This is a genomic window from Flammeovirgaceae bacterium SG7u.111 (genome assembly GCA_034044135.1).
Classification (GTDB): domain Bacteria; phylum Bacteroidota; class Bacteroidia; order Cytophagales; family Flammeovirgaceae.
In genome coordinates this window covers 1,098,352-1,123,348 of record CP139021.1, presented here as the reverse complement: position 1 = coordinate 1,123,348, position 24,997 = coordinate 1,098,352, and the positions used below count along the sequence as shown (strand labels likewise).

The 24,997-nt window shown below is 40.9% G+C and carries 25 protein-coding genes; 9 read left to right on the top strand and 16 right to left on the bottom strand.

From position 1 onward, the window contains the following. Positions 1-302: 302 nt before the first annotated feature. Both R9C00_04490 and R9C00_04485 read left to right on the top strand, forming a co-directional pair. The gene (locus R9C00_04490; protein ID WPO36705.1) at positions 303-1,118 is read left to right on the top strand and encodes a hypothetical protein; all 816 of its coding nucleotides are present in this window, start codon (positions 303-305) and stop codon (positions 1,116-1,118) included. A gap of 226 nt (positions 1,119-1,344) precedes the next feature. Beyond that, positions 1,345-1,899 carry a hypothetical protein gene (locus R9C00_04485; GenBank protein WPO36704.1) on the top strand — a complete coding sequence of 185 codons (555 nt, stop codon included), beginning with the start codon at positions 1,345-1,347 and terminating at the stop codon, positions 1,897-1,899. A 568-nt stretch (positions 1,900-2,467) separates the two neighbouring features. Here R9C00_04485 and R9C00_04480 read toward each other — a convergent pair. The 5 genes from R9C00_04480 to R9C00_04460 all read right to left on the bottom strand — a co-directional run bounded on the left by R9C00_04480 (position 2,468) and on the right by R9C00_04460 (position 6,944). Beyond that, on the bottom strand, positions 2,468-2,824 hold the full coding sequence (locus tag R9C00_04480; protein WPO36703.1) for a TM2 domain-containing protein: 357 nt from the start codon (positions 2,822-2,824) through the stop codon (positions 2,468-2,470). Beyond that, a complete protein-coding gene (locus R9C00_04475) occupies positions 2,817-3,158 on the bottom strand; it encodes a DUF2752 domain-containing protein (GenBank protein WPO36702.1) in 342 nt (113 codons plus the stop codon). The genes R9C00_04480 and R9C00_04475 overlap by 8 nt, the downstream gene beginning before the upstream one ends. 141 nt (positions 3,159-3,299) lie before the next feature. Next, on the bottom strand, positions 3,300-4,436 hold the full coding sequence (locus R9C00_04470) for a putative porin (protein ID WPO36701.1): 1,137 nt from the start codon (positions 4,434-4,436) through the stop codon (positions 3,300-3,302). 488 nt (positions 4,437-4,924) lie between these two features. After that, positions 4,925-5,332, bottom strand: a complete 408-nt coding sequence (locus tag R9C00_04465; protein WPO36700.1) for a hypothetical protein — start codon at positions 5,330-5,332, stop codon at positions 4,925-4,927. A gap of 100 nt (positions 5,333-5,432) precedes the next feature. Continuing rightward, positions 5,433-6,944, bottom strand: coding sequence for a hypothetical protein (locus tag R9C00_04460; GenBank protein WPO36699.1), 1,512 nt, complete (start codon positions 6,942-6,944; stop codon positions 5,433-5,435). 795 nt (positions 6,945-7,739) lie between these two features. Here R9C00_04460 and pruA point away from each other — a divergent pair. The 3 genes from pruA (at position 7,740) to R9C00_04445 (ending at position 11,143) form a co-directional block, all read left to right on the top strand. Next, on the top strand, positions 7,740-9,371 hold the full coding sequence (pruA, locus tag R9C00_04455) for an L-glutamate gamma-semialdehyde dehydrogenase (GenBank protein WPO36698.1): 1,632 nt from the start codon (positions 7,740-7,742) through the stop codon (positions 9,369-9,371). Positions 9,372-9,658: 287 nt separating this feature from the next. Then, positions 9,659-10,507, top strand: a complete 849-nt coding sequence (locus R9C00_04450) for an AraC family transcriptional regulator (GenBank protein WPO36697.1) — start codon at positions 9,659-9,661, stop codon at positions 10,505-10,507. An 81-nt stretch (positions 10,508-10,588) separates the two neighbouring features. Further along, positions 10,589-11,143 (top strand): YbhB/YbcL family Raf kinase inhibitor-like protein, encoded by a 555-nt coding sequence (locus R9C00_04445; protein WPO36696.1) that lies wholly within the window; start codon positions 10,589-10,591, stop codon positions 11,141-11,143. A 100-nt stretch (positions 11,144-11,243) separates the two neighbouring features. Here the strand turns inward: R9C00_04445 and R9C00_04440 are convergent, their stop codons facing one another. The 5 genes from R9C00_04440 to R9C00_04420 all read right to left on the bottom strand — a co-directional run bounded on the left by R9C00_04440 (position 11,244) and on the right by R9C00_04420 (position 13,795). Further along, positions 11,244-11,453, bottom strand: a complete 210-nt coding sequence (locus R9C00_04440; GenBank protein ID WPO36695.1) for a hypothetical protein — start codon at positions 11,451-11,453, stop codon at positions 11,244-11,246. 2 nt (positions 11,454-11,455) lie between these two features. Beyond that, entirely contained in the window at positions 11,456-11,653 is a 198-nt protein-coding gene (locus tag R9C00_04435; protein ID WPO36694.1) for a hypothetical protein, read from the bottom strand. Positions 11,654-11,743: 90 nt separating this feature from the next. Further along, a complete protein-coding gene (locus R9C00_04430) occupies positions 11,744-12,394 on the bottom strand; it encodes an NAD(P)H-binding protein (protein WPO36693.1) in 651 nt (216 codons plus the stop codon). Between the two features lie 4 nt (positions 12,395-12,398). Then, complete coding sequence (locus R9C00_04425; GenBank protein WPO36692.1) at positions 12,399-13,223, bottom strand: oxidoreductase; 825 nt, start codon at positions 13,221-13,223, stop codon at positions 12,399-12,401. A gap of 50 nt (positions 13,224-13,273) precedes the next feature. Next, positions 13,274-13,795, bottom strand: coding sequence for a helix-turn-helix domain-containing protein (locus R9C00_04420; protein ID WPO36691.1), 522 nt, complete (start codon positions 13,793-13,795; stop codon positions 13,274-13,276). A 104-nt stretch (positions 13,796-13,899) separates the two neighbouring features. Here R9C00_04420 and R9C00_04415 point away from each other — a divergent pair, with 104 nt between their 5' ends. From R9C00_04415 to R9C00_04405, 3 genes are all read left to right on the top strand, one after another. Continuing rightward, positions 13,900-14,352, top strand: coding sequence for a hypothetical protein (locus R9C00_04415; GenBank protein ID WPO36690.1), 453 nt, complete (start codon positions 13,900-13,902; stop codon positions 14,350-14,352). 77 nt (positions 14,353-14,429) lie between these two features. Next, positions 14,430-14,771, top strand: coding sequence for a heavy metal-associated domain-containing protein (locus tag R9C00_04410; GenBank protein WPO36689.1), 342 nt, complete (start codon positions 14,430-14,432; stop codon positions 14,769-14,771). A gap of 70 nt (positions 14,772-14,841) precedes the next feature. Then, entirely contained in the window at positions 14,842-17,067 is a 2,226-nt protein-coding gene (locus R9C00_04405) for a TonB-dependent receptor (GenBank protein ID WPO36688.1), read from the top strand. 106 nt (positions 17,068-17,173) lie between these two features. Here the strand turns inward: R9C00_04405 and R9C00_04400 are convergent, their stop codons facing one another. From R9C00_04400 to R9C00_04385, 4 genes are all read right to left on the bottom strand, one after another. Then, positions 17,174-17,641: a DUF3299 domain-containing protein gene (locus tag R9C00_04400; protein ID WPO36687.1), complete on the bottom strand. Its 468-nt coding sequence runs from the start codon at positions 17,639-17,641 to the stop codon at positions 17,174-17,176. Positions 17,642-17,690: 49 nt separating this feature from the next. Further along, positions 17,691-18,128 (bottom strand): MerC domain-containing protein, encoded by a 438-nt coding sequence (locus tag R9C00_04395; protein ID WPO36686.1) that lies wholly within the window; start codon positions 18,126-18,128, stop codon positions 17,691-17,693. Positions 18,129-18,352: 224 nt separating this feature from the next. Continuing rightward, positions 18,353-19,357 carry a GTP-binding protein gene (locus R9C00_04390; GenBank protein WPO36685.1) on the bottom strand — a complete coding sequence of 335 codons (1,005 nt, stop codon included), beginning with the start codon at positions 19,355-19,357 and terminating at the stop codon, positions 18,353-18,355. A gap of 35 nt (positions 19,358-19,392) precedes the next feature. Further along, positions 19,393-20,613 carry a GTP-binding protein gene (locus R9C00_04385; GenBank protein WPO36684.1) on the bottom strand — a complete coding sequence of 407 codons (1,221 nt, stop codon included), beginning with the start codon at positions 20,611-20,613 and terminating at the stop codon, positions 19,393-19,395. Positions 20,614-21,074: 461 nt separating this feature from the next. Here R9C00_04385 and R9C00_04380 point away from each other — a divergent pair, with 461 nt between their 5' ends. Continuing rightward, complete coding sequence (locus R9C00_04380) at positions 21,075-21,524, top strand: cytochrome c (protein WPO36683.1); 450 nt, start codon at positions 21,075-21,077, stop codon at positions 21,522-21,524. Positions 21,525-21,676: 152 nt separating this feature from the next. Here R9C00_04380 and R9C00_04375 read toward each other — a convergent pair whose 3' ends face one another. Together R9C00_04375 and R9C00_04370 are read right to left on the bottom strand one after the other, a co-directional pair. After that, positions 21,677-24,004 (bottom strand): OmpA family protein, encoded by a 2,328-nt coding sequence (locus R9C00_04375; protein WPO36682.1) that lies wholly within the window; start codon positions 24,002-24,004, stop codon positions 21,677-21,679. A 41-nt stretch (positions 24,005-24,045) separates the two neighbouring features. After that, complete coding sequence (locus tag R9C00_04370) at positions 24,046-24,969, bottom strand: type IX secretion system membrane protein PorP/SprF (GenBank protein ID WPO36681.1); 924 nt, start codon at positions 24,967-24,969, stop codon at positions 24,046-24,048. Between the last annotated feature and the right edge of the window lie 28 nt (positions 24,970-24,997).

The following is a 24,997-nucleotide window of genomic DNA, read 5'->3' as shown; positions in this document are numbered from 1 at the left end:
GTTTGATGATGAGGTAGATTATTCTAGATTTCCACCCTCTGACTTCTATTATCTAACACTTTTGTAAGTGATTGAATTAGGTATCAGTATTGCTGGCGCGAACCTCTGGTTCGTGGTCTCAAAAAGCTTTCTAATGATAAAAAAAAGCTTTTTTTGAGAACCGCAGCGATGGGGGCGTCCAAAACGACCCCATCGTTCCGCTGTTAGCCAACGAGTTTTATTGCTATGGCAATAGAAGGACTAGCTTCTTCCTTTTTATTTCAAAAACCTTAACTTGGCAGCAGGAACTCATAATTGAACCTATGAAAATTAGAAGTGTACTGGAACTGACTCCACTTTTGGATATTTTTCTGCTCTTGCTTTTTGCCTTCATCGTAAATAAAAAGCAAACGGGCTCGAAAGAGCTGGCGATTGCCCAACAAACGGCTGATTCGCTCCAGCAGGTGATTGCCGAGTTCAGTACCGACCTCGACTCTTCGCAGCAGCGGGCTTTGAACTACGAAAAGCAACTGAAAGAGCAACGGGAATTACTGGCTTCTTCGCTTAAAACGGTTTCTGAAAAGTTGGGTGAATTTTTGGGTACAAAAACTGAGGAAGTGCGAAAAAAAGCGGAGGAAAATTTGCTCTCCATGGACGATTACGACCAGTTTGCCCAAAACATAGAATCGCTTGAGCTTTCCGACCCTAACAACCTGATCCAGAAGGTGTATATGTTGAAAGAGTTGCAGGCAATCACCAGCATTGTCAGCATTTACCTAGGCGATAACAACGAAATTTTTATAGATGGCGCACCTACTTCCATCAGCTTGCAAGATTTGGACGAGCAAACTGGAAGCTTTCCTACCGAAGCGGTGGAGGGGTTCAAATATCAGTTGAAAGCACGGCTGGAAGAAACGTATTTGGACAGGAAAACCTCGGAAATGAAGCTGGGCGATGTGGTACTTTTTACCTTCGGGCACTCCGACCAATCGATGCGAGGGGCAATTTCGGCAGGGAAAGCCGCTGTGCATGATTTTTATAGAGATATAGAATTGAGGGAAAATAATGCAAGGAAAGTATTTTACGCCGACTTGGGTTTTTACCCGTTTGAGCCTTCAGGTGATGAGTTTGGGGAATAAGGAATTCGTCATAATTTAAGTACCTGCAAAACTTCTATTTTACCTCTTTTAATATTTTCCAAGGTTTCAGGTTGCACGTTTCAGACGGTCCGCCGCTGCGGTTACAGGTTTTATTTATCAAACTGAAAAACAAGGAACAAGCAACTAGAAACCAGTAACAGTCAGCAAAAGCTTAATAAGTATAAAGTTGAGTAAATTGTAAGCAAAAGTTTAACTACGAAAACCCATGGCTAAGAAACCAGGAAATGTACCCATATTATTAGCAGTGATATTAGCTGTGTTTTTAGCACTTTTCTTCAAAAACACCTCACTTGACGAAGGGCAAGAAGAAGGCGCGCCGATGGACTCGGTGAATCGCGAAGCATTAGGAGCTGCGGATACTGTTTTGGCAGAGGAAACAGATTCCACCACCACCGAACCCGAAGAAGTATTGGACTCGCTTTCTGAAAACAGCGCAGCCGTTTCTGACAGCCTTTCCGAAGAGGAAGTAGGTGTTACACAAGCTCCTGATAGCCCCGTAGCGGTAGATTCTTTGCTCCAAGCCGACTCTGCTTTTGTGGAAAAAAACCTACCTTACTACACCCTCCAAGTTCGAAAAAGTGGAAAAAAACTGGTGTACCTCGTCAACCAAAAGGAGACGGACAACCTGATGTTGACCATTTCGAACCTAGACGAGTTCAAGCCCTTTGTGCTGAAATTTGCAGACAACATTACCTATGCCGAGGAAAAGGAAGTGAAAGACATGCTGGAAGCTAGGGAAATTGACTTTACGGTGGAGTAAAACTGGTAGTTAGTTTGGGCTAAAGCTGTTTTTTTAACATGATTTACAACGAGTCAATCAAGATTGACTAATTAATCGTCATTATTGTAAAGATGGTTAGAGAAAAAACCCTGTAGGGGTTTCCTAATTGTAGTAATTAGCATAAACATTCTATCAACCCCGTGAGGGGTTGCAGAAACCTACATTTTACACAAATTCTGCAACACCTACGGCGTTGTTTTCATCTGCTTCGCCAAATCTACAATAATGGAACCTTTACGAGGTTCTTTTTACATCTAATAAAATCTCCAAATGGGATAGTTTGCAATGTTGAGATAACCACAGGCTACTATTAGACATAATAATTATGTCGCTTAAAAAGTCAATCTTAATAAACCCGTTGCTAGTGATAAAAGACTCAATAGGCGGGGCTTTTAAGCCCCGTTTAGCAAATAAGTACATTTGGCTTTAGCCTAAACTAAAGCTTTCAATAGCAAAGAAATTCAACACGCAACTCTTTAGGTTTCTTTTGGTCAGGTACTTAATAAATAAACTAACAATTCAGATCATGCCTCCACTTAAACTTTTTCTAAAATGACCTTTCTACAATAGACAACGTTTCCATCATCATTTTTTCATTATAATCGTTGGTCAGCTTTTTATAGTTGATGGCATCTATAATGGTCCCTATGAGGCAAAGCCCGCCTGTAAGGAGGTACAAAATCCCCATTCCCACTTGGTTGAGCAAAAAACGGTGAATGCCCCCTACCCCAACAATAGCCAGCAAATTTAAGAGCAAAATGGTCTGCGGCTCTTTTCGCTTTGCTTTGTAGATATGGATAAAAGTATCCACTTGTTCATCGGAAAGGTCACGGGTGGCTATTTCGAGGTTAAGCATCTCTTCTGACTCCGCTTGGGGCAATCTGGTCAACAGTTTTCTATTCATCTGAGTGAGTTCTTTTTTTAGTAATTGATTTAGAAAGAATATATATCCTAGAAAGGATCACCGCTACGGCAAACAAGCCAAGCGGGTGGCTGGCAAAGGAAGCTTTTATTTCTCCTTTAAAAGCATAACTTATCGCATGACCTATTCCACAACCTGGGCAGTGGTCAAACCCTACCAACTTGAATGCACACAAGGTGTAATGAGGCGCATCCGGATTGCTAAAGGCAAGGTAGCACAAAGCAACTGACCAACTTATCAGCTCAAAGTTATTTTTAATAAAAGTAAAAAGCCTTCGGTTCTTAACCATGCCAAACCTGCCAATATTTTCTTTCATTCAAAAAAAATACATTTCAAAACGGCTTCTAAGAAGTAACATCTGAATTAACGCTTTTTGCAGCTAAAAGATGTAGAAATTATATGGACGGCAAATCAATAAATGTAACAAACACGCTTTATGTCGTGGGATTATATCAGATTAAAACCCAATATCTAAGTCGAAACGAACCCTATTCCCTGTTTCCAATGCATCTCCGTAAGGAAGAATTTGTTCCACTACAAAATAGCGCATATTCACTTTGAAGTTTTTGCTGACCACGTACCCTGCCTTAAACTCAACCCCCTTAAAGTTAGTTAGCCTTCCTGCCGGCGAACCTGCATTTGAATAGTCCCACCTAGTCCAATCATTTTGAGCCAAAAAATCCACTGCAGCATAGCGCTCCAAATAGGTATAATACAACCTTAGTGTCCAATCACCTTTTTCTTCAAAGTTCCCGAAAATGAGACTACCAACCAGCCCTCGCTTTTGGTCTTTGAGCTTAGCAGGAATAGAATCGTTCGCCCCTAGGTCTTCCAAATTGTTGTAATAATCTAGCCCGACCGAAATAGCAGGTTTATCGCTTATTTTGATTTTTGCCCCAAGGTGGAAGATAGAATAATTGAGTTCATACGTCCCTTTATCATCTGGAATATCGGGCATTCGGTTGAAATAATAAAAACTTGGGTAAAGCTTCAATCGCTGGTCAAAATGCGTAGTCACAACTTGTATTCCTTGGAAATACCTATCGTCGGCCAATGCTTTTCCAGCCGAGCTAACTATAAAATGCCCCATGTTCAATTTTATGCTTCCGATTGCTGGTGATTCTATTGGAAACTTCGAACCAAAATACACACCTTCGGGATAGACATTATCACTCCAGAAAAGCTCATTTTGCTTTTCGAAAGGGAAGGTATTTTTACCCGCCCAAGCCGTAAGCCATTTGTGGTTGGCTTGGAAGAATATCTTTTCAAATCCTATGGGCAACGTACCAAACTCCTCGTAGCCTGTGCCGAGTGTCAGTTGCGGATCTTGCTGATGGTTTTGCAGCCCTGTCCGGATGCGCATCCCCACTTTTGCCCACTCGTTGTGCTGATAGTTGAACCCAAACCTTGCCCTATACCTGAACCTTGTCCGGTTGTCCCGATAGCTACCGTCCGACTTGCGCGAGTCCCAATCTTCTTCTACCCTAAAGCGGAAATCGGCGGTGAATTTTAATTTTTCTTGGAGTGTTTTTTCTTGAGCTTGAGCTGCAAAAAACAAAAAACAGCTAAGTGATAGCGTAAAAAATCTTTTCATTTCAGTTTATATGGTAAGTTATCGCATTTCAACAAAAAAAATGTGTCTGTTAATTAACTTTATTATTGAACAGATTAGGGTAGTCATCTTTGTTAAAAGAGTATTCAACTTCTGTTTTTTACCTGAAATAGAAGCTCAGATTTGGTCTATCCCAGTAAAATCGTCAACTCTCAAAATATAAAAAGCAGGTACCAATAAAGTTGATACCTGCTTTTTATGCAAAATGTGAGGATGCCCTCTATATTTCTATTCCTCTTCTGCTGGCTTTGCAGCTGCCATTAACATGAAAACAAGGGAAATGATCAATGGCGGCACCATAAATACAAATGCCATAAATCCGAGAAGTGCTGTTCCTTCAAACATGATATTGTTGGGTTTTGATTTATCGAATGTGCAATTTTATTAAATTCTGCTCAAACATGGAGAGTTTCGCATTTTTTTGTGAAGGAAATATTTTTTTAGCGGAAGAAAGTAACCCAATCATGAAACTACCTCCGCTTTTTACGAAAGCCTGTAGCGAGATGGAAACACAGCAGCGCAATGACGATGGTGAGCAAGCCAAAACCATAGCGTTCGATGGGGTTTGGGGCGAAAAGGTTTCCTATACTGTTCAGAACAAAAAGGAAAAATAGCAGCCAAACCCCGACCTTGCCAATTTGCTCGCTCAGTGGAAACCTGATATAGCCCTGCTTCATGGCTACTAGCAAAATCGCCACTACCAAAATCAGCATGGAAACAGTTTCGAATTGGACAAGCTCTTCTTGGGAGGTTATCTTTCCAGCCCACACGATATCATGCGGGACAATACCTACCAAAATGGTTAGATGAAAAAGCAAGAGCAAAGCAAAAATTACCAGTAGGGAATTGCCGGCAGTCCTTCGGGATATCATAAGCACGTTTTATTTAGAATAAGTAACGAAGGGCAAATATGTCTAAAAAACATAAAAAACCCGCTACTTTTCAGCAGCGGGCCTTATATATAAAGTAACCTAACACTTAACCTCTTACCTTTTTGATTACCAGTACAGCTCCTTTTTTGCTAGAGCTTACATTATCTGGCATCACTTCTATGTTCAAATAATAATTGTCGTACCAATGTGCTGCGCTCAATACCACGCTTCCTATCGGGTTGCCGTCTTTATCTACCGAAGCAGGAGTATCTTTTGCCATTCCAGCCGTTTTTTGCTCTAGGTCAATCTCCATCACATCACCGCTGTAGTTGTTCAAAAACTTCACCCTGTTATCGTCTTTTATCACCTTAAGGCGCTTATATTCTTTGGAAATATTCTCATCGGCTATGCCCAAGTTTTTGCCCCAAAGCAGTTTGCCGCTTTCGCTAAAGCTGATCATGCTCGCATATTTCAATTGGTAACCAGCAACAGCCGTAAGCCTGCGGGTATATTCCGCCATAGGTACTTTATTGTAACTCAGATCATTTACTGCCCACACTTGGTTGAAGCTTCTTTCAGGATCTTCATACTTATGGGTCAGCGGGTTATTGTCATTGTCATATACCAAGTCGTAAGACTCCGTTACCATTACAAACTGACCGTTTACGTTCATTACTTTATTGATGGCTATAAATTCACCCTTTTTAGTTGACTTCTCACCGCCCTCTACATAAGCTTCAGGCACAAAATCGGTAATGCTTTTGATCGGGTGATAATTTACCGCTTCCCAGCTTTCATTTTTGATAAAAATACCTTCGGCAGCAGTCGACTTTTTAGAAGCATACGTCCCAATCAAAGTCTTGCCTTTGTCGCCCATATCTACCAATTCCGACTCCAACACTTGGTAATCTTTATCTATATGCACCAACATTTCGTTCAATATTTTTCCTAAATCGTCAAAACTTCTCACGGCTACGTGCGGTGTTTTTAATTCAGGATTGTTCAATGTCACGTGAATGGTATTATCTTCTGTTTTCGCTACAATACTTTTGATAACACATTCGCTATTTCCCAATTGGGTATTGAACAAACGAGTACCTTTCGACTCCATGTCAAACATCATCAATAGCGACTGGCGCTTCATAGCCCCTACTAAATAGAGCTTATCACCCAAGATGTCTAGATCGTAGAAATTCAATCCTTTGAACGTATAAAACTTTTGAAGAGTAGATTCTGACTCCGCAGGATTGATACGCACCACTTGGATATAGTCTGCCCAAGGATCGGTGAACACCATATATAATAAGCCATCAACAAATTTGTATTGGCTCAACTCATGTTTCTTGTCTATTGGGATTGCAACTTTCCAATCTTCGGAAAGCTCAGTGTTGTACAGCCTGAAAAACGCATTTCTTTTGCCATCGGCTGTTTTGGTTTTTGAGCGCTGCATTACCAGTACCCCTTTCTTTTCTACAGGAATGGCAATTGCTTTGCTCACTTCCTGATCAAGTTTGATTTCTAGGTTGCGGATATTTCGCTGACCAAATAGTGGAATCGACAAGGTGAGAACTATCAATGCGATGAGTAGTCCTCTGGTTTTGTTTTTTAAATTAACCATAACGTTAGTTCAGTTTGTTTGTTCGTCCCCTCTATAACTTAGGTTTTGCAACTATCAGATAATGGTCAATTACAGGTGCTTGTAAGTTTCGCCCCTTTTTTGAGTAATGTTTAGATAAAAGAGAGAAATAGAAAAAAAACAGGGCAGGGAATTGTAAATAAAACAAAGGGTGTCATCAGGTAAGTCTCCTTGGTCTCGTGAAAAAAAAGGAGGGTTTCCCAAATTATAAAACCTCATCAAAAAACATATAAACAGAATTTAACCCTTTTATTGAAAAAAAATAAAAATTATATACTTACTTAATAAGTAATTTCAAAATAAAAAATTCAAACTCCTAACTATATAACCCGCTTTCAATTTGTTAAGAATATTTAAGGAAATGATTTTTTTGAAAGAAATAATCCAAAAACGTACGCATGGGCAGCTATGTAGGAAAAATGCGAATTCTTACTTTCTTATCAATTTTCATTAACAACTAGCAGTTGTTTTTTGCTATTTTTTACGCTATAGCTTTAGGCTATGCTTTATCAGGTTTAGAGGAAAGATGCAGTTTTTAAGAAAGATTTTATTGAAGCCTACAGAGTAAATCCCTTCTTTCCATCTTCCCTTCTAAAATATATTATTTTTGTGGCTACCAAAGCTGGCACCTATGTGTAGAGAGTATGTATAAAATTTATCTATACCTCAAACTGAGCATTTTCAGTGCTGAACCAATACTTCGGAAAAAACATAAAGATTAAACATACGCTAGCTTTTCAAGACACATGATTTTTTTAAACTCACAACTAGATCAACATGCCAAAAGGAATTTATAAAGTACCCAATCCCAAAAATGAACCCGTATTAAGCTACGCACCGGGCAGTCCTGAAAAAGCAAAGGTAAAAGCTGCTTTGGCTGAGTTAAAATCGAAAGAACTGGATGTGCCCATGTACATAGGAGGTGAGGAAATACGGACTGATAATAAAGTCAGAATATCTCCTCCACACGAGCATAAATTCACTTTAGGCCATTATCACGAAGGTGATGCCTCGCACGTAGAGCAGGCGATCAACGCAGCACTTGGAGCAAGAAAGTTTTGGGAAAAGCTCTCTTGGGAACAAAGAGCAAGTATTTTCTTGAAAGCTGCCGATTTGATAGCCGGGCCTTACCGAGCAAAGATGAACGCGGCAACCATGCTGGGGCAGTCCAAAAATATCTACCAAGCAGAAATTGATTCAGCTTGCGAGATGATCGATTTTTTACGCTTCAATGTGCACTACATGGCACAGATTTACTCAGAGCAACCTGACTCTACACCAAGTGTTTGGAACAGGTTAGAGCACCGTCCGTTGGAAGGTTTCATCTTTGCCATCACCCCGTTCAATTTCACTGCCATTGCTGGCAACTTGCCAACAGCTCCCGCCATGATGGGCAACACCGTGGTGTGGAAACCTGCCAAAACGCAAATCTATTCCGCCAAAGTGCTCATGGAAGTATTCAGAGAAGCTGGCGTGCCCGCCGGTGTTATCAACCTGATCTACGCTGATGGCCCTGAAGCTGGTGAGGTTGTTTTCAATCATCCTGACTTTGCAGGCTTGCACTTTACGGGCAGCACAGGCGTATTCCAAACACTTTGGAAAACCATAGGCGCAAACATTGCCAAGTACAAAACCTACCCACGTATAGTTGGAGAAACCGGTGGAAAGGACTTCGTGATCGCCCATAAATCTGCCGATGCTAAGGAGTTGGCTACCGCTTTGGTGAGAGGAGCGTTCGAATTCCAAGGGCAAAAATGCTCTGCGGCTTCAAGGGCTTACATCCCTAGCAACCTGTGGGAAGATGTGAAGAAATACATGCAGGAAGACTTAGAAAGTATTAAAGTGGGCTCTCCGGAGAACTTTACCAACTTCATGACAGCGGTGATAGACGAAAAGTCTTTCGACAAAATAAGTAAGTACATAGACGGGGCAAAGGAATCTCCACTAGTAGAAGTGATTGCTGGCGGTGGCTACGACAAATCGGAGGGCTACTTCATAGAGCCAACTGTATTAAAAGTAGAAGACAACCAATATACCACCATGTGTGAGGAGATTTTCGGTCCAGTGCTTTCAATCTTTGTCTATAGCCAAGAGCTGTTTGAAGATGCGCTGTACCTCGTAAATAATACTTCCCCTTATGCGCTTACAGGTGCTGTTTTCTCTAAAGACAGGTACGCTATAGAATTGGCTACAGAAAAACTGACCCATGCAGCGGGCAACTTCTACATAAACGACAAGCCAACTGGCGCAGTGGTAGGGCAACAACCCTTCGGTGGTTCAAGAGCATCTGGCACCAATGACAAAGCTGGTTCTATCTTGAACCTCTTGCGTTGGGTTTCCCCACGTACCATCAAAGAAACCTTTGTTCCTCCAACAGATTACCGTTACCCATTCTTGGGCGAGGAGTAGAGAATATATTTTGAGATAGATTTAACCCTCATCAGTTTTGGCTGGTGGGGGTTTTGTTTTTGGCAAGAAGCCTTGCAGGCATCAATAAACAGTGCAATTAATGTTTATGTAGTAATAAGCCTTCTGTTTTAATGCTTAATCACACACAAACATTAAAACAGAAAATAATTAATGTTTAACATTTTCTACATATTTTACTAGTTTGGTTATTACAAACTCATGCTCAAATTGGTTGTTAGAAATCAGCTTGTAAGTTCAGAGAATTTTGCATCAGTAGAACTCAATATATGAAAATCATCTCCCTACCAGCAGAATTGACAGTAGACGACTCCTCGCCTATTACCATTTATGATTACAACAGTTCTCAGGAGATTTCCAAACAGCAAATCATCCTTACTAAAAACACGTTTAGTTTTTTGGTAAAAGGGACAAAAGAGGTCATCATGGATAATTCTTCGCTGGCAATAAATAATGCAGAGTTTCTTTTGATGAAAGCAGGGCACTGCTTAATGACCGAAAAGCTCTCAAACTCGGACCAACACTACAGAAGTATCCTTCTTTTTTTCTCAAACGAAGCTGTACTACAATTCATTAGGAAATTTGAATTGCGCCCAGTTGCCAAGCCCAAACCACAATCTGTACAATCCTTTTCTTATGATGCGTTTATCAATGGTTTTATAAAAAGCTTAATTGATATCACACGTCTTCCCCAAAAGACTCAAAGAAAGTTAATGGAGCTAAAATTTGAGGAGATAATGCTCTATTTGGTAGAGACCAAAGGGGCAGATTTTCTTTTCTCTATAACTACATTCACTGATAACCAAACCCAGCACTTCATAAATGTGGTGGAGAATAACAAACTAAACAAATTGACTTTAAAGGAACTCGCTTTCCTAGCTAATATGAGTATATCCTCCTTCAAAAGAGAGTTCCAGAAATGTTACGCAGAACCGCCCATAAAATGGTTTCAAGACAGAAGGTTGGAGTATGCGTCCTACCTTTTGAAACAAGAAAAGAGAAGACCTTCAGATATTTATTTAGAAATAGGATATGAAAACCTTTCTAGTTTTATACAGGCTTTTAAAATCAAATTTGGTGTAACCCCAAAGCAGTACCGCGAACATTTGAGCTTTTAGCAACACTTTTTGAACTAACCTCAGTTTAACACGAGGTAAGGCAGAATTACTTTTGCAGTGTATCATTTAAACAGAAATACAATGAAAAAAGCAAATTTGATTCTAGGCTTATTACTCACTTTTTCCACACTGGCAGTAGCACAGAATACCTTTACCCTTTATAGCAATGGACTAGGTGGAGAAGCCACAAAACTGGAAGAGTTTAATGGATTTGGATGCACAGGAGAGAATAAATCGCCTCAGTTATCGTGGGAAAATGCTCCCGAGGGCACAAAAAGCTTTGCCATAACCATGTACGATCCTGACGCTCCGACGGGCAGCGGATGGTGGCATTGGGTGGTTTTTGATATCCCATCTACTATCAACGAATTGGTAGCTGGAGCTGGGAACATCACGAGCAACTTAGCACCCAAAGAGGCAATCCAAAGCATCACAGACTATGGAAGCAAAGGATATGGCGGACCTTGCCCTCCCGAAGGACACGGTTTACATCAATACATCATTACCGTCTATGCGCTGAAAACCGAAAAACTAGGACTTGATGAAAGCACCAACCCTGCCGTAGTTGGCTATTACCTCTGGAACAATACGTTGGCAAAGGCTAGCATTGTAACCTATTACAAACGGGAGAAATAAATTCTTTAGCCCTATAAGGTATTGAACATTCCTCTTCTTATAAAAATGTTTACTTCCCCCAGCAGCGCTGACCCGCTGGGGGTTTCTATTTTGTAAACTATTATTCATACCTCTCACTCAATAAGCCGATATTGTAAAAAAAGGACTCATACAAAAGTAAACTGAACTTTGTACTCCAAGAGCGGTACATACTCGTTTGGGTAGGAGAAGATTTTCCATTAACCCCAATTGTTCTACTTATCTCCATAGCTCTTTTCATGTGCAGTGGATCGGAAACAATCAAAGCAGATTTTAACTGTAAGCTATCCATGATTACATTTTCTTAAGTTGTTTCATCCAAAAAATGAACACTGCCACTTGGGCTACAAAAAGCAACATACAAAAAACACCAAGGGCGTTGATTTCTACCTTTATAGTTTCCTCAAAAACCAATGAGTTGGACAGTGCGGTGATAAAAAGCCCTACTGCCGAAAGGGCAATTGCGAAAGCAAACAACTTAGGATTTTTCATAGAGGATTTAACAGGTTTTTCTTTTACATTGTTAAATATAACAAACCTTATTCAAACCCTGTAAAGCAAAACTTGAATCTTTGCCCAATTTCAAATTTCTTTTATATCCTTGTTTTCCAAAATAGTTTTACCCGCCCCACTAAGTCCGGCTTGAAACATCGCTTTTCCCAGTTCTTCGGAAGTGATGGATGAATTTGCCATTAAGCCTTTTAGCATGGGGTACAAGCTTCGGAATATGCGATAGGAAACGTTCGGCTCTTTACGTTTTTCCACTGGGTAGATATAGCCCGGGCGGAAAATAAAAACATGCTCAAACCCTAATTTCAGTAAGTAGTTTTCTGCCATGCCTTTGTAGCGGGCAAAAGACATTTTACTCTTCTCTTTAGGGTCAGCTCCAGCGCCACTCAAGAAGCAAAACGTAGCCGTCGGACTATTTTTTACCAAGACATCGGCAAATGTCTTGGTATAATCCACTGTGATAGTTTTGAAAGTACTATCAGGCACTTGCCCTGTATACACCCCAATGCAAAAATAGGCTGCATCTTGGTTTTGGAAATGGTGTTCCACAGTAGAATAATCTAAGAAATCGGAGTGAACCACTTCCTCTAGCTTTGGATGGGAAATACCCAACGGCTTTCTTGAAATGGAAGTAACCTTTTCTATTTCAGGAGATTCGAGACAATTACGCAACACAATTGCCCCGACCATTCCTGTTGCTCCTGTAATAAGTACATTTTTCATACGTCTATTTTACTTGGCTCATAATTATTGAATCGAATATCTTATCTCCAAAATACTTGCGGATAAATAGCATAGGTTTGGCAAACTTGCCCGCTACATACCTAGTCTTCGGTTTCTTCGCACCAATTGCTTTTGAAATAAGGTTGGAAATGACCGATGTAGGCGAGCCTCCGCCTTTTTTGTACATATCATCGGTAGATTTGGCTACTGATTTTGCCATCTTTTCGTACGGGCTATTTTTTGATCGTTCCAACATAGGCTGGTACATCACATCGCCAAATTCGGTGATAATTGCGCCAGGCTCAATGACCACCACATCTACCCCAAATTGCTTTAGCTCTAGTCGCAGGCAATCGCTCCAGCCTTCGAGGGCATGTTTGGTGGCATGGTACCAAGCTCCGAGTGGCGTATACATTTTCCCACCCATAGAAGAAATATTGATGATTTTCCCCGATTTCGCTTGGCGCATATGTGGCAACACCAACTGGGTCAGACCAGCCAACCCAAATATATTCACTTCAAACTGCCTTCTCGCATCTTCAATGCTGATATCTTCGACTGCCCCATACACCGCGTAGCCGGCATTATTGACCAACACATCAATCTGTCCCTGCTCCGCAACAATTTTTTCCACCCCTGCTTTCATTTGTGCCTCATCAGTCACGTCCATGGCGAGGGCATGTCCGCCTAGCTCTACCAAGTCGTTCATTTTGTCAACCCGCCTTGCAGCTCCATAAACGGTATGCCCCTCTTTTATCAGCTGGATGGCGGTGTCTTTTCCTATGCCCGAAGATGCGCCCGTAATCAATACTACTTTTTGTACACTCATTTTATTAATTTTAAAAGTGATTACTTACTTACTATTTTAGTTAAATTTTTTTATAATTTATACCTTGATAAAATAAAGTCTTTCAGCAGGCTCGTATCTTTTTCTTTATGCAGTAAAAGTTTGGTTGCTACCCCGTCGAAATAAACCAACAACAATTCAGTCTCTAACTCAGGCTGCTCATATCCTAATTTCTTAAATGCATTTTCGAGAGATATTTTCAAGGGTTCCATCCTCGACTCGTCATAAGCATCTTGCTGCCATTTTAAAGAATAAGTCAATCTCCAAAAGACCTTTTCTTCTTTATCTACCATAAAAGGTAGTTCAATAGCCTTTCTGATCACTTCTTTGGGATCGGTAGAGAGTAATACATTCGCCAAATGTTTTCCCGCCTGCTCGTAGCCCTGATCCAACACTGCTGCTAGTAGTTTTTCCTTGTTTCCAAAATGCTTGAAAATCAACCCTTCGGACACTCCTGCCCTTTTGGCAATCTTGCTAGTTGCTACTGCACTAAAGCCTTCGGTAGCAAAAAGCTCCAATGCCGCCTTCAATATGTTCGCTTGTTTCTCCGTCATAAAAGTGAGTAATTACTTACAAAAGTAAATTTCAATCCGATTAGTTCCAAATGTTTAGCGTTTTTTACAAAATAAACTTCAGGTGAGTAGTTATTTAAGGAAAAATGGACGGACAGTTGCTACTGGAAGTATTGGGCAAAACCTTCCATTCGCAGGCGAAAGGTTTTACTTTAGACAACTTCAATAAGAAACCCTTATATTTGCAAGGTAAGATGAAAATCACAGCAATTATATTGACATTATTCATTTCTTTCTTGGCTATAAAGCCAGGGGTGGATATGGTATGTTCAACGCTAACCTACTCAGAAATTGACTGCTGTGATGTTACTTGCACACCCGATAAAGATTCAAGTGAGAGCCAAAGCGATGATTGTAGCGGTGAAATGTGCAACCCTTTCAAGGTGTGCAATTCATGCAGTTTGCTATTTGTGTATAGCGAAGCGACAATCAACCACTTGTTTAGACCAGAGCTTTCTTTAAAAAGAGGTTGTAGCTACCAACTAGCTTTTACTTCTCATTACATTTCTGATTTTTGGCAACCGCCAAAGTTTGTTTAACAACATATCAATTCCCAACATGCTCTTTTCCTTTAGAGCAAATACACTTTTGTTAAACATTAATAAAAATCAGAAAAATGAAATTATTCAAATCATTTCTTTTGGCTTTCGCCATACTATTTACCTCTGCAAACATTGCTTTTTCACAATCAGCAAGTACACCTCAGCAAGAATCAACTGCTAAAAAAACCATTACGGTGAAAGGAGTTACTTGTGCCCATGACGTAGAAACGCTTTCCGATACTATCAAAAAGCTAAAAGGCGTAACCAGTTGTGAAGTAGCTAAGACAGGAGCTACCTCAAAGTTCAAGGTGGAATTTGACCCTGCTTTGGTTTCCGAAAAAACCATTCATGCAGCCATTGAGGACACGCCCGGTTGTGAAAACCCAAAAGACCGCCCTTACAAGGTGAAATTGTAAACCATTAGGGTTGTCCCAAAGAAAGTATCTCATTTTTGGGACAACCCCCTTTCCTAAAAAGACTCAACCAATGAAAATATATATATTCATTGTTGGTTTACTGTTTCCTTTTTTTGCCTCGGCACAAAGCATTTCGGGAACTGTGACCAACAACGCTGGAGAACCCCTGATTGGGGCAAATGTCTATTGGCTTGGCACAACCATAGGCATCTCTACCAACAACGAGGGTGGATTTCAACTGCCGAGAGAAAATACTACTATAAAACTGGTTGCTAGCTATGTAGGGCATATTTCCGATACAATTGACGTGAGCGCTCAAACTTCGATAGCGTTCAAACTATTGGAAAGCAAAACCCTTGAAGAAGTAGTGGTGCAAGAGCAACAAGAGGGGATAGTTATTTCAAATCTCAACCCCATAAAAACGGTGCAAATCACCCAAACTGAGCTGCAAAAAGCTGCTTGTTGCGATTTGGCGGGGTGCTTTGGAACACAAAGCACCGTCCATGCCCAAACCACCAATGTGATTACCAACTCCAAGGAGCTTCGTATTTTGGGCTTATCGGGTGTTTATAACCAAGTATTGATTAATGGTTTTCCAATGATCCAAGGGCTGACTTATACGTATGGCATCAGCAGTATTCCTGGCACATTGGTGGATAACATTTACATTTCAAAAGGGGCGAATAGTGTAATTCAGGGGTTTGAAAGCATTAGTGGGCAGATTAATGTTATTACTAAAGCGCCGAAGGATTCTGAACGGCTACTGCTCAATGTGTACCTCAATAGCTTTATGGAAAAGCACGTGAACGCCAACTATGCTTTTAAAAAAGGAAAATGGAGCAATCTTACTGCCATCCATACGGTGCAGCCTGCCAGCAAAACGGACAAAGGCAACGATGACTTTTTAGATTTGCCACTACTCACCCGGTACATGGTTTTCAACAAATTGAGCTATGGAAATGAAGGGGAATGGGGCTGGAACAGTACAATTGGTGTGCGCTTTCTGAATGAAAACAGGATAGGCGGGCAGACCTTTTTTAATCCTGAAACGGATGAAGGGACTACCAATGCGTATGGGCAAACCGTCCGTATCAATCAGCCTGAGGTTTGGACTAAGACAGGATACAGGTTCAATGACGAGCAGAGCATAACGGTGTATGCCTCGGGGTATTTCCAAGATCAGAATTCTTACTTTGGAACGCTCAATTACCAAGCGCAGCAAGCTAATTTTTATGGAAATGTTCAGTATGAGCAGAATTACAACAACCATAATTTGAAAGCGGGGGTGAGCCATCGGTATTTGAATTTGGACGAAAACATTTCCTTTACCGAAAATTCGTTGCAAAGAACTTATGCAGGAGAATACAAGCGGCTGGAAAATATAACAGGGGCTTTTGTAGAAAACACCATGGTATTTTTCGATGATAAGTTGACTTGGATTCTTGGAATCAGAGGTGACCACCACAACCAATTTGGATTCAAGGCAACACCAAGGACGCTATTGAAATATAACCTGCGCCCCAAAACTACGCTTCGAGCAAATATTGGAACGGGCTGGAGAACGGTGAACCTATTTAGCGAAAATGTTGGCTTGATGGCTAGTTCAAGAGACATCATTTTTACCGAGCAACTCGAACCCGAGCAAGCGCTGAATTACGGCATAAACATTATGCAACAATTTGACACGAAAGACCAAAAGCTGTCGGGCTATTTGAGTGCCGATTTTTACCGCACCGATTTTCAAAACCAAATTTTCCCTGATTATGATACCGATCCAACAAAGGCTTATATCCAAAACTTTACGGGTGAAAGCGTCAGCAATGGATTTCAAGCGGAGTTGTTCTTAAAAATTTGGCAACGATTTGAGTTCAAAACAGGGTACAATTATTTGGATGTCTATCGGATGAATGGGGAAACCAAGCAAGTGCTACCGTTTAATCCTAAACACAAGACAATTACTACTTTTGGATATGCTCCGCTAACCAATAAGTTTCATTTTGATATGAATATACATTGGTATGGCAAACAACGATTGCCCAATACCCAATCGAACCCTGCTGAATTTCAACGACCTGATTTTTCAGAACCTTATACCGTCGCAAATGCTCAATTCACTTATAACTTCAAGAAATTTGAGGTGTATGTGGGGTGTGAGAATATCTTTAACTTTAGGCAAAACCAACCCATTATCAGTTGGCAAGACCCTTTTGGCCCGTACTTTGACACCTCCTCCGTTTGGGGACCGACCAGAGGACGAGAAGCTTACTTAGGAGTGCGGTATAGGTTGGGGGAATAGGCGGCAAGCTACAACGATCAATTTATCCCTTTGGGCTGATTCATAAAACCAAAAGGGATAAATTGGTCAAATAAATACCTATTTTGAAGCACACGATTTTCAGTAATCACCTCAGTGTCCACTCATTTTTTATTTTACTTTTTTCCAAGATAAAGTTCATGTGCTCGATATTATCTTGATTCAAACTTAGCTCCCCCACAATCGTGATTTGCTCATCTGGTTTAAATTTTGGAGGCGTTTCTGTAAAGTGTATTTCCGCCACCGATTCTGGCCCAGCTGCCCCACAGAAAAAACAACTGGTATAAGGATACCTGGAAAGGATAACAAAATTTTCGTCCCCGTAATCAAAAGGCATCACATACCCTTTCAGTTTTACCGATTTCCCCTCCAATTCTTTGATGCGTTTGCCAAACTGGGGAACAAGCAAATACCCTTCGTCTTCTTCCATTAGTGTTGGCCTAAATCGTACTTTGGCAAAAGCCTTCCACCCTTCTATTACATCGGAATCTTGACTGTACAAGCTTGAAGCACAGCAGAGGCTAAATAAAATCACAATCGTTTTGACTACTTTCATATAAACAAGTCGCTTATTTCAATGGATAGTTGATATCTGTGCAGGATGCTTACTTTGGGTTGGCGCAACATGTCTCGTCGGCACATTGGCAATATTTCCGATTATACAGATGCAAACCAATCAACCCAATGGCAGGGAGGTAAATTAGTTCTTCCATCAAATGAAACAGTGCTAGTTTTTCGTTCACAAGTATGAAAGCCAAGGCAATCCAACTTGCATAGAGGGCAGATTTCATCCACTTTCTGCTAGAATTTTTAGCCGACCAATACACTGCTGCAAATGAGATGATAAGGAAAGCCAAGTCAATCATTTGCCACCAAAAAGGGCTGTCACCGTGATGGTGGTGGTGCATGGATGCTTCCGCCACAAATATAAAAGGGGTGGCAAGACAATGGACTAGGCAAATACTACTTGCTATAGTCCCTAGAAAATCCGATTTATTTTGAGAAATATTTTTAATGGATTGAAAATTAGTAGGCGCATCCATACTGAATATAAGCTTTTGATATTGAACAAATTAATCTTTAAATAAGTGATTAAGGAATATGTAAAGAGTAAGTTATAACAAAGGTGAGGAATTATTTTTTCTTTAATCAACGCGAAAAACGGAGGCAATGCAGCGCATTGGCGAGTATTTTAGAGGGCGGACGGCTAGTCACGAGTAAAGGAAAAAGAAACCTCAAACTGCTATAAGTTATTTTTTACATATTCCTAAGCAAAGCAACGATTGAGCAGCTTTTCCAAGCCTGCCCTTTTTAAGTTTTTACCAATAAATACAATGGTACTTTTTCGTAGCTCCCCTTCTTCCCAAGTCCGTTTTTCATGGAAGTCCAAACGTTTTCCCACCGATTGCATGACATGTTGTTTCTCAGAATCTGCCAACCAAACCAGCCCCTTCATCCGGTACAAACCTTTAGACTGAAGGGTCAGGTACACAAACATTTGTTGGTACAACATCTCGTGATGGAACGGCTTATCAAATACGAAAGAATGGGAAACAACTTCTTCCGTATGCTCGTGGTGATGATGTACATGTGGTTTGAACACAGGAAAATTTTCTCTTGTGTTATCCTGTTGCGGCTGATCTAAAACATGGGATATCTCTAACTCGTTGAACAGATTTCGTTGTCGTTCAAAATCTATTGTAGGGAAATTACTTTTGTTTCCCACTACAATCTTCGCCAGCGGGTTTAAGTCTGATAATTTGTGCTGTAAAGATGCAACCTGCTCTTCCGAAACCAAATCGGTTTTATTGATGAGCAATACATCACTGAAAGTGAGTTGGTTCATTGCCTCTTCGGCTTCCTGTAATTGCTCCTCTACCAGCTCTGCATCTACCAGACAAATGATGCTCGATAGAGGGAAAAACTCCTTAATAGCAGGATGGCTGACGAATGGCTCAGCCAAACCAGCAGGATCGGCTACACCGGTTGCCTCAATGATAATTTCATCATATTCATCCTTTCGTTCAAAAAGAGCATTTAGAATATCAAACAAATTATTGTGGAGCGTACAACATAAGCAACCATTGTTCAGCTCAATAATCCCATCTTCAGGCCTGATTACTAGCTCGCTATCAATCCCTTGTTCGCCAAATTCATTTTCGATGATGGCATACCGCACATTCTGGTTTCGCTCCATCATATGGTTGAGATAGGTCGTCTTTCCTGCCCCCAAAAAACCTGTCAGAATGGTTGTTGGTCTATTGGTTTTCATATTTTTCTAACTCTTTCAATCAAACTATAATACATCTATTGTAAGGGGTAAACACGCTCTACCGGCCATGCGTCCTCATAACCATCTCTCCAAAGCTCTGTAACAAGTTCCTCATCCGTAGCCAAGCATCGGTCTAGCTCGGCACAAATTGCCTCCTTGTCCATACCTTGACCGATAAACACAATCTCGTTTTTCCTATCGCCGAAGGTTTTGTCCCAACCAGTTTCGATGAAATCTCTATTTTCTACGAACCCTTCAAATTGAATACGTTTTTGGTAAGGCATACTATCCCACCAAACTCCTGCACTATCAGCTCGGAGCGAGCCTCCCGCTTGCCCCCACACCAATGCTTGTTCGGGGCGAGAAGCCAACCAAAACAGGCCTTTGCTTCGGATAATTTTTCGTGGAAACTTTTGTTGCACGTAGCTCCAAAATCTCTGGGGGTCAAAAGGCTTTTTTGAACGATATACAAATGAACCAATGCCATATTCCTCCGTCTCTGGCGTATGCTCTTCTTTGTTGAGCTCTTCCTGCCAACCAGCACTTTGCTCTGCCTCTTCAAAGTCGAAAAGCCCTGTATTTAATATCTCGTCAGAACTGATTTTGCCAAAGCTCGATTCAATGATTTTTGCCTTAGGATTGAGCTTGTGAATCATTGCTTTTAATATTCCTAATGTTTCCTCATCCACCAAATCAGCCTTATTTAACAAAATCACGTTGGCAAATTCAATTTGGTCGGTCAGAAGGTTTACGATTGTTCTGTAATCCTCCTCCATGTCAGTCATGTCCCTGTCCATCAAGGTTTCGCGGCTACCAAAATCTTTGAAGAAATTGAATGCATCGACCACGGTCACCATCGTATCCACGTAGCTAAACCGAGAGAGATCGATGTTTTGCTCCTCGTCCACAAAACTGAACGTTTGTGCCACGGGAATGGGCTCGCTAATACCCGTACTCTCAATCAATAGGTAGTCGAATCGCTTTTCCTTTGCCAACTTTTCCACTTCTACCATCAAATCTTCCCGAAGCGTGCAGCAGATACATCCATTGCTCATCTCCACCAATTTTTCCTCGGTGCGGGAAAGCGTATTTTCGCTTTTGACCAGATCGGCATCTACATTTACCTCACTCATGTCGTTCACGATCACCGCTACTTTCAACCCTTCTTTATTGTGCAGTACATGGTTTAGCAAGGAGGTTTTTCCAGCACCTAAAAAACCGCTCAATACGGTTACAGGGAGTTTTTTATCTATCATGTCAAAATTGTTTTACCTGCCAAGGTTATAACTAACACCAGCAAATCGTTTTAAGCTAGTCTCTATAAAAGAAGTAACAACTAATAAATGCAACAATGTTGCAAATAGAGAAATATTTTTGATTAATGCAACATGATTGCATTAGTTTTAGGCTTAGCCTTAAAGAATATGCACCAAAGAAGTTGAAGGTTTTGTAAGAGGCTTTTAGCTTTCTGAAGCTTATAAAAATAAGAGGAAGGTGGTCTTTTGCTTAGAGCATGTTTAAATTTTATCTATTTTGCTGCAAACGCTCATTTATGGAACCTCACTTCAAAATAAAATTTTACAATAGCGCTGCTATTCAAAAATTTTCTTCTTTCGTGAGAACCCAAAACTGAACGCTTTCGCTTGAAAACATAAATTTTAAACATGCTCTTAACTGGCTGAAAGGATGTTAAATACTTTTTTAGTTTTTTTACAAAATGAAACCAAGAAGAGTGATTGTTATAAGAATATCAACAACTATATTCTTGTTATTTATCGGTTTGGTTCTTTTTTCCTGTGAGAAAAAAGTCCATTCCTTTACCGAAGACGAAGAATATCCTTCCTCCACAAAAATTGGAAAAGGGCAAGCGCTCTATCAGCAACACTGCCAAGCTTGCCATGCTGCCGATGGAAGCGGGATAGCTGGGCAAAACCCTCCCCTGCTCGCTTCGGATTGGGTTGCCGAAAAGAAAAAGCTGATTGACACCGCACTTGGAGGACTCTCTGGAACTATCTTGGTAAATGGAAAAATATGGGATGGGGAGATGCCTAGCTTTCACCAATTAAGCAACGAAGAGCTTGCTGAGCTGCTGTCTTTTGTTCGGAAAGAATTTGGGGGAAACAAAGAACCTGTTTCTATGTCTGATATAAAAAAAAGGAGGCAGTAAACTGCCTCCTTTTAAGCGTACATGCTTTCTTTAAAAAACGAATCTACCCTATGTCAATAACTTAGATTCCCGATTTACACCAAGGTTGTTTTTAGTCGAAAGCAGTTTCATCAAAACAAAATCAATCATGAAAACTGATATTTTCAAACAATTTACTTCTTGCCACTGTTGTCTCTTTTGAAGTAATCGTATTCTTTACTGATAACCGTTCCATTGAAATACGTCACTGTAAATTCAACCCTTCTGTTACGTTGGTGTTGCTTTTCAGTACATTCCACGCCGTCGGCACACTCGTTTTTGAGGCGAGTTTCCCCATAGCCTTTCCAAGTCAATCGAGCAGGATCAATTCCTTTTCTTACTAGGTAATTAAAAGCCGACTTTGCCCTGTTTTCCGAAAGGGTAATGTTATATTCGTGCGTAGCTCGGGAATCTGTATGAGCACTAAGCTCCCCTTTCATATCTGGATATTTTATCAGAAGAGCGTATAACTCTTCCAAGTCACTGGTAGCATCCGAGCGGATAAAATACTTGTCTAAATCAAAGTAGATATTATAAAGTTCAATGACCATTCCTGCATAAATCGGTACTTTTCCTGATAGCTCCGGAGGAAGTAAATCACGATTGAAAGAAAGCGGAACTTCCACAGGGAAACAATCGCCAGCAGTGCTATCCGTCATGGTGCTTAGCCCTACCATTCTGCCTGAAAATTTGTTTTTATGTCCCTCAATCACATAGTCGCAGCCTTTTTCCACTGGGGAATAAAAATTACCCGATGCATCGGTAATTATTACTTGTTCATCGCCTGTACACAAGTTAGTAACCACTACTTTCGTGTTAGGCATTGGGCGGTCATATGCTTCGTTTATTACCGTTCCACAGATATTCAAACCCGCTCCCATAGACCGAGAAGAAACCAAGGGCGTGCCAGCAGCACCGCTACACATCGGCAATTCTACTCTTACAAAATTCTCTTCCGTTTCCATTGGGATGGTCACATAGGCTTCACCAGGACAATCGTTGCAAGGGCCAAAGCCATTTTTGGTCGCCACTACCCTATAGCGCTTTCCTGCTTGCACTTCGAATGTAAAATATCCATCAATGGACGTATTCCTATCTGCCAAAGAATCTGATTCACCTTCGTAAAGCACTACATTCGCTCCTTCAATTGGCTCACCTTCTTGGCAAATGATTACCACGCCTTCTAGCATTATAGTATTGCCTTTTGAAAATGTATAGATATCATCTTTGCCATCTCGATTAGAAGAAAAATAGCCTTTGCTAAAGCCGCGGTCGGCTATGATTCCAAAATCGTCGCGAGTACTATTTAACGGCGCACCTAGATTCACAGGAAAGCCCCACATTTTGCCATTTACGGGAGAGGTAAAAATATCCAAACCTCCAAGCCCGGCTTGACCATCAGAAGAATAGTAAAGGTTGCCACTTTCGTGGATGTAAGGAAAAATCTCGTTACCTGCTGTATTTATTTCAGAACCTAGGTTTTGAGGTTCTGTCCACTCTCCATTTTCCAAATGGGTTACATACAAATCCATATGCCCATAGCCTCCAGGCCTGTCCGAGGCAAACACCATCGTTCTCCCATCTGATGTAAGTGTAGGGTGGCAAGTGGAAAACTGGTTGCTATTGAAAGGAAGCTCAATTGCTTTCCCCCATTCGCCTACAGCTTCCATCGACATAAAAATCTTGAGTCTTGTGTTGGAAAACTTATCATAACCACGCCCTTCTCCTTCCAAATAATCGCTTCGGGTAAAATACATTGTATCATAGGTGGAGGTAAAAACAGCAGAACTCTCGTGAAATTTTGACTTGAGTTCTGACGCCAATAATTCTGGCTCTCCATAATTGTTATTTTCAAATACCCTCACCTTGTACAAATCCATAAAATTGGCATTTGTCCAGTTGTCTTTGTTGTTGTGCTTTCTAACTTCATGCTTTCGGTTAGAGGCAAAAACCAAGAGCGTATCTTGGAAATACATGGGGCTAAAATCCAATTCTTCGGAATTGAATCCAGTTTTGAACACTTCGAAAGGCTTATAATTGACCCCGTGCTGATGAAGCTTTGCCGCATAATCTGCCAAATTTCGTGCATTAGCAGCGTCCTTTTGGCTAGGGGCTGCCATGGCGTAGTTCCTAAACCACCGCTCGGCTTCTTGGTAATTGTTGTTGGTCATTAGTACCAAAGCATAGTAGAACTTGGCTACGGGCTCATTGTAATATTGGACCGCTTTTTCGAACCATCGTTCGGCTTGCTTCACCTCTCCCGTTAGTCGGTAAGAGTTTGCTAACCTGAAAAGCGCTTCGGGGTCGTAAGGTTTCTTTTTAAGGTATTTCTCATACTTGGGAATTGCTTTTTGATAAGCATACGCCTCGTAGTGATAATTTGCCTTGTTCAATTGGGAAAAAGCCGTATTTGAGATCAAATAAGCCCCCACAAAAAATATTAAGCGTAAAACCAATTTCATATAACGAATATTTTTGGATTCTGTCTTCTTGAAAAATCAACTTAGAAATACCTTGGATGGTCTATACCTTTGGATTTTTTTCCAAAGTCGATGCCTAACATGATCTCATGTGTACCTGAATGGTGCTGGTTCAATTCGCTTAAGCCGAAGTCGTAAGAATAGCCAAAACGAAGTTGCTTGAAAAAGAAATGTACCAAAGCTGCCACAGCATCGCCTGTTCGGTAAGTCATTCCAAGCTGGAAAGTTTCTGCTAGTAAAACACTCGCATTTACATCCAATTCCACTGGAGAATTGCTTTCATACTTAAGCAAACCTGAAGGCAAGAATTTAACAGTTGGGCTTAATTCTACCACCCCGCCTGTCATGAAAAACATATGTCTACGTTGGACAGCCTCTGAACTAGTAGAAGCTGCAGCTTGATCAAAATCATAACTTGTTTCCAAAAGATTTGGGAGTGAAAAACCTGCATAAAAATTAGGCATATCATAATAAAGCCCAGCTCCAAAGTTGGGAGCAACCAAGTCATCATTTGCTGGAATCCCTGGGTCGTATTGTTGAAATCCATTGGCACTTTGCCAAGACATTTGCCTTCTTCTCACTTGCCCTGAAAGCCCCATACCTAGCCTTCCTACTCCTAAGTCTAACCTATAGGCAGCATGGAGAGCTAAGTCCAAATCTTGGGAAATCCCCAGTTTATCATGTACGGCTGAAATCCCTACATTCACATTTTTTGCCCACCCCATCAGCGGTGTGTGGAAACTGAAAGAGGTCGTTTTTGGAGCACCTTCCAAGCCCGTCCACTGAGTTCGGTAGAGCGCCACCGCCGTAGCCCTGTCTTTGCTTCCCGTATAACCTGAGTTAATCACCAATTTGTTGAACATGTAGTTGGTGTACATCGGATCCTGCTGCGCCATTGCCTCTAGGGCAAAAAATGCAAGTAAGCAGGATATGAGTAGTTTTTTCATGATCTAATCTGTTAAAATTAAATTCTTT

What these genes read in the sequence shown, in the direction of transcription:
- R9C00_04400 (WPO36687.1), bottom strand. Translation starts at nt 17,641, where the DNA reads ATGAAAGTAGTCAAAACGATTGTGATTTTATTTAGCCTCTGCTGTGCT.
- R9C00_04385 (WPO36684.1), bottom strand. Translation starts at nt 20,613, where the DNA reads ATGATAGATAAAAAACTCCCTGTAACCGTATTGAGCGGTTTTTTAGGT.
- R9C00_04450 (WPO36697.1), top strand. Translation starts at nt 9,659, where the DNA reads ATGAAAATCATCTCCCTACCAGCAGAATTGACAGTAGACGACTCCTCG.
- R9C00_04415 (WPO36690.1), top strand. Translation starts at nt 13,900, where the DNA reads ATGGACGGACAGTTGCTACTGGAAGTATTGGGCAAAACCTTCCATTCG.
- R9C00_04470 (WPO36701.1), bottom strand. Translation starts at nt 4,436, where the DNA reads ATGAAAAGATTTTTTACGCTATCACTTAGCTGTTTTTTGTTTTTTGCA.
- R9C00_04370 (WPO36681.1), bottom strand. Translation starts at nt 24,969, where the DNA reads ATGAAAAAACTACTCATATCCTGCTTACTTGCATTTTTTGCCCTAGAG.
- R9C00_04440 (WPO36695.1), bottom strand. Translation starts at nt 11,453, where the DNA reads ATGGATAGCTTACAGTTAAAATCTGCTTTGATTGTTTCCGATCCACTG.
- R9C00_04395 (WPO36686.1), bottom strand. Translation starts at nt 18,128, where the DNA reads ATGGATGCGCCTACTAATTTTCAATCCATTAAAAATATTTCTCAAAAT.
- R9C00_04460 (WPO36699.1), bottom strand. Translation starts at nt 6,944, where the DNA reads ATGGTTAATTTAAAAAACAAAACCAGAGGACTACTCATCGCATTGATA.
- R9C00_04445 (WPO36696.1), top strand. Translation starts at nt 10,589, where the DNA reads ATGAAAAAAGCAAATTTGATTCTAGGCTTATTACTCACTTTTTCCACA.
- R9C00_04435 (WPO36694.1), bottom strand. Translation starts at nt 11,653, where the DNA reads ATGAAAAATCCTAAGTTGTTTGCTTTCGCAATTGCCCTTTCGGCAGTA.
- R9C00_04405 (WPO36688.1), top strand. Translation starts at nt 14,842, where the DNA reads ATGAAAATATATATATTCATTGTTGGTTTACTGTTTCCTTTTTTTGCC.
- R9C00_04425 (WPO36692.1), bottom strand. Translation starts at nt 13,223, where the DNA reads ATGAGTGTACAAAAAGTAGTATTGATTACGGGCGCATCTTCGGGCATA.
- R9C00_04480 (WPO36703.1), bottom strand. Translation starts at nt 2,824, where the DNA reads ATGAATAGAAAACTGTTGACCAGATTGCCCCAAGCGGAGTCAGAAGAG.
- R9C00_04375 (WPO36682.1), bottom strand. Translation starts at nt 24,004, where the DNA reads ATGAAATTGGTTTTACGCTTAATATTTTTTGTGGGGGCTTATTTGATC.
- R9C00_04410 (WPO36689.1), top strand. Translation starts at nt 14,430, where the DNA reads ATGAAATTATTCAAATCATTTCTTTTGGCTTTCGCCATACTATTTACC.
- R9C00_04490 (WPO36705.1), top strand. Translation starts at nt 303, where the DNA reads ATGAAAATTAGAAGTGTACTGGAACTGACTCCACTTTTGGATATTTTT.
- R9C00_04430 (WPO36693.1), bottom strand. Translation starts at nt 12,394, where the DNA reads ATGAAAAATGTACTTATTACAGGAGCAACAGGAATGGTCGGGGCAATT.
- R9C00_04380 (WPO36683.1), top strand. Translation starts at nt 21,075, where the DNA reads ATGAAACCAAGAAGAGTGATTGTTATAAGAATATCAACAACTATATTC.
- R9C00_04485 (WPO36704.1), top strand. Translation starts at nt 1,345, where the DNA reads ATGGCTAAGAAACCAGGAAATGTACCCATATTATTAGCAGTGATATTA.
- R9C00_04475 (WPO36702.1), bottom strand. Translation starts at nt 3,158, where the DNA reads ATGAAAGAAAATATTGGCAGGTTTGGCATGGTTAAGAACCGAAGGCTT.
- R9C00_04420 (WPO36691.1), bottom strand. Translation starts at nt 13,795, where the DNA reads ATGACGGAGAAACAAGCGAACATATTGAAGGCGGCATTGGAGCTTTTT.
- R9C00_04390 (WPO36685.1), bottom strand. Translation starts at nt 19,357, where the DNA reads ATGAAAACCAATAGACCAACAACCATTCTGACAGGTTTTTTGGGGGCA.
- pruA (WPO36698.1), top strand. Translation starts at nt 7,740, where the DNA reads ATGCCAAAAGGAATTTATAAAGTACCCAATCCCAAAAATGAACCCGTA.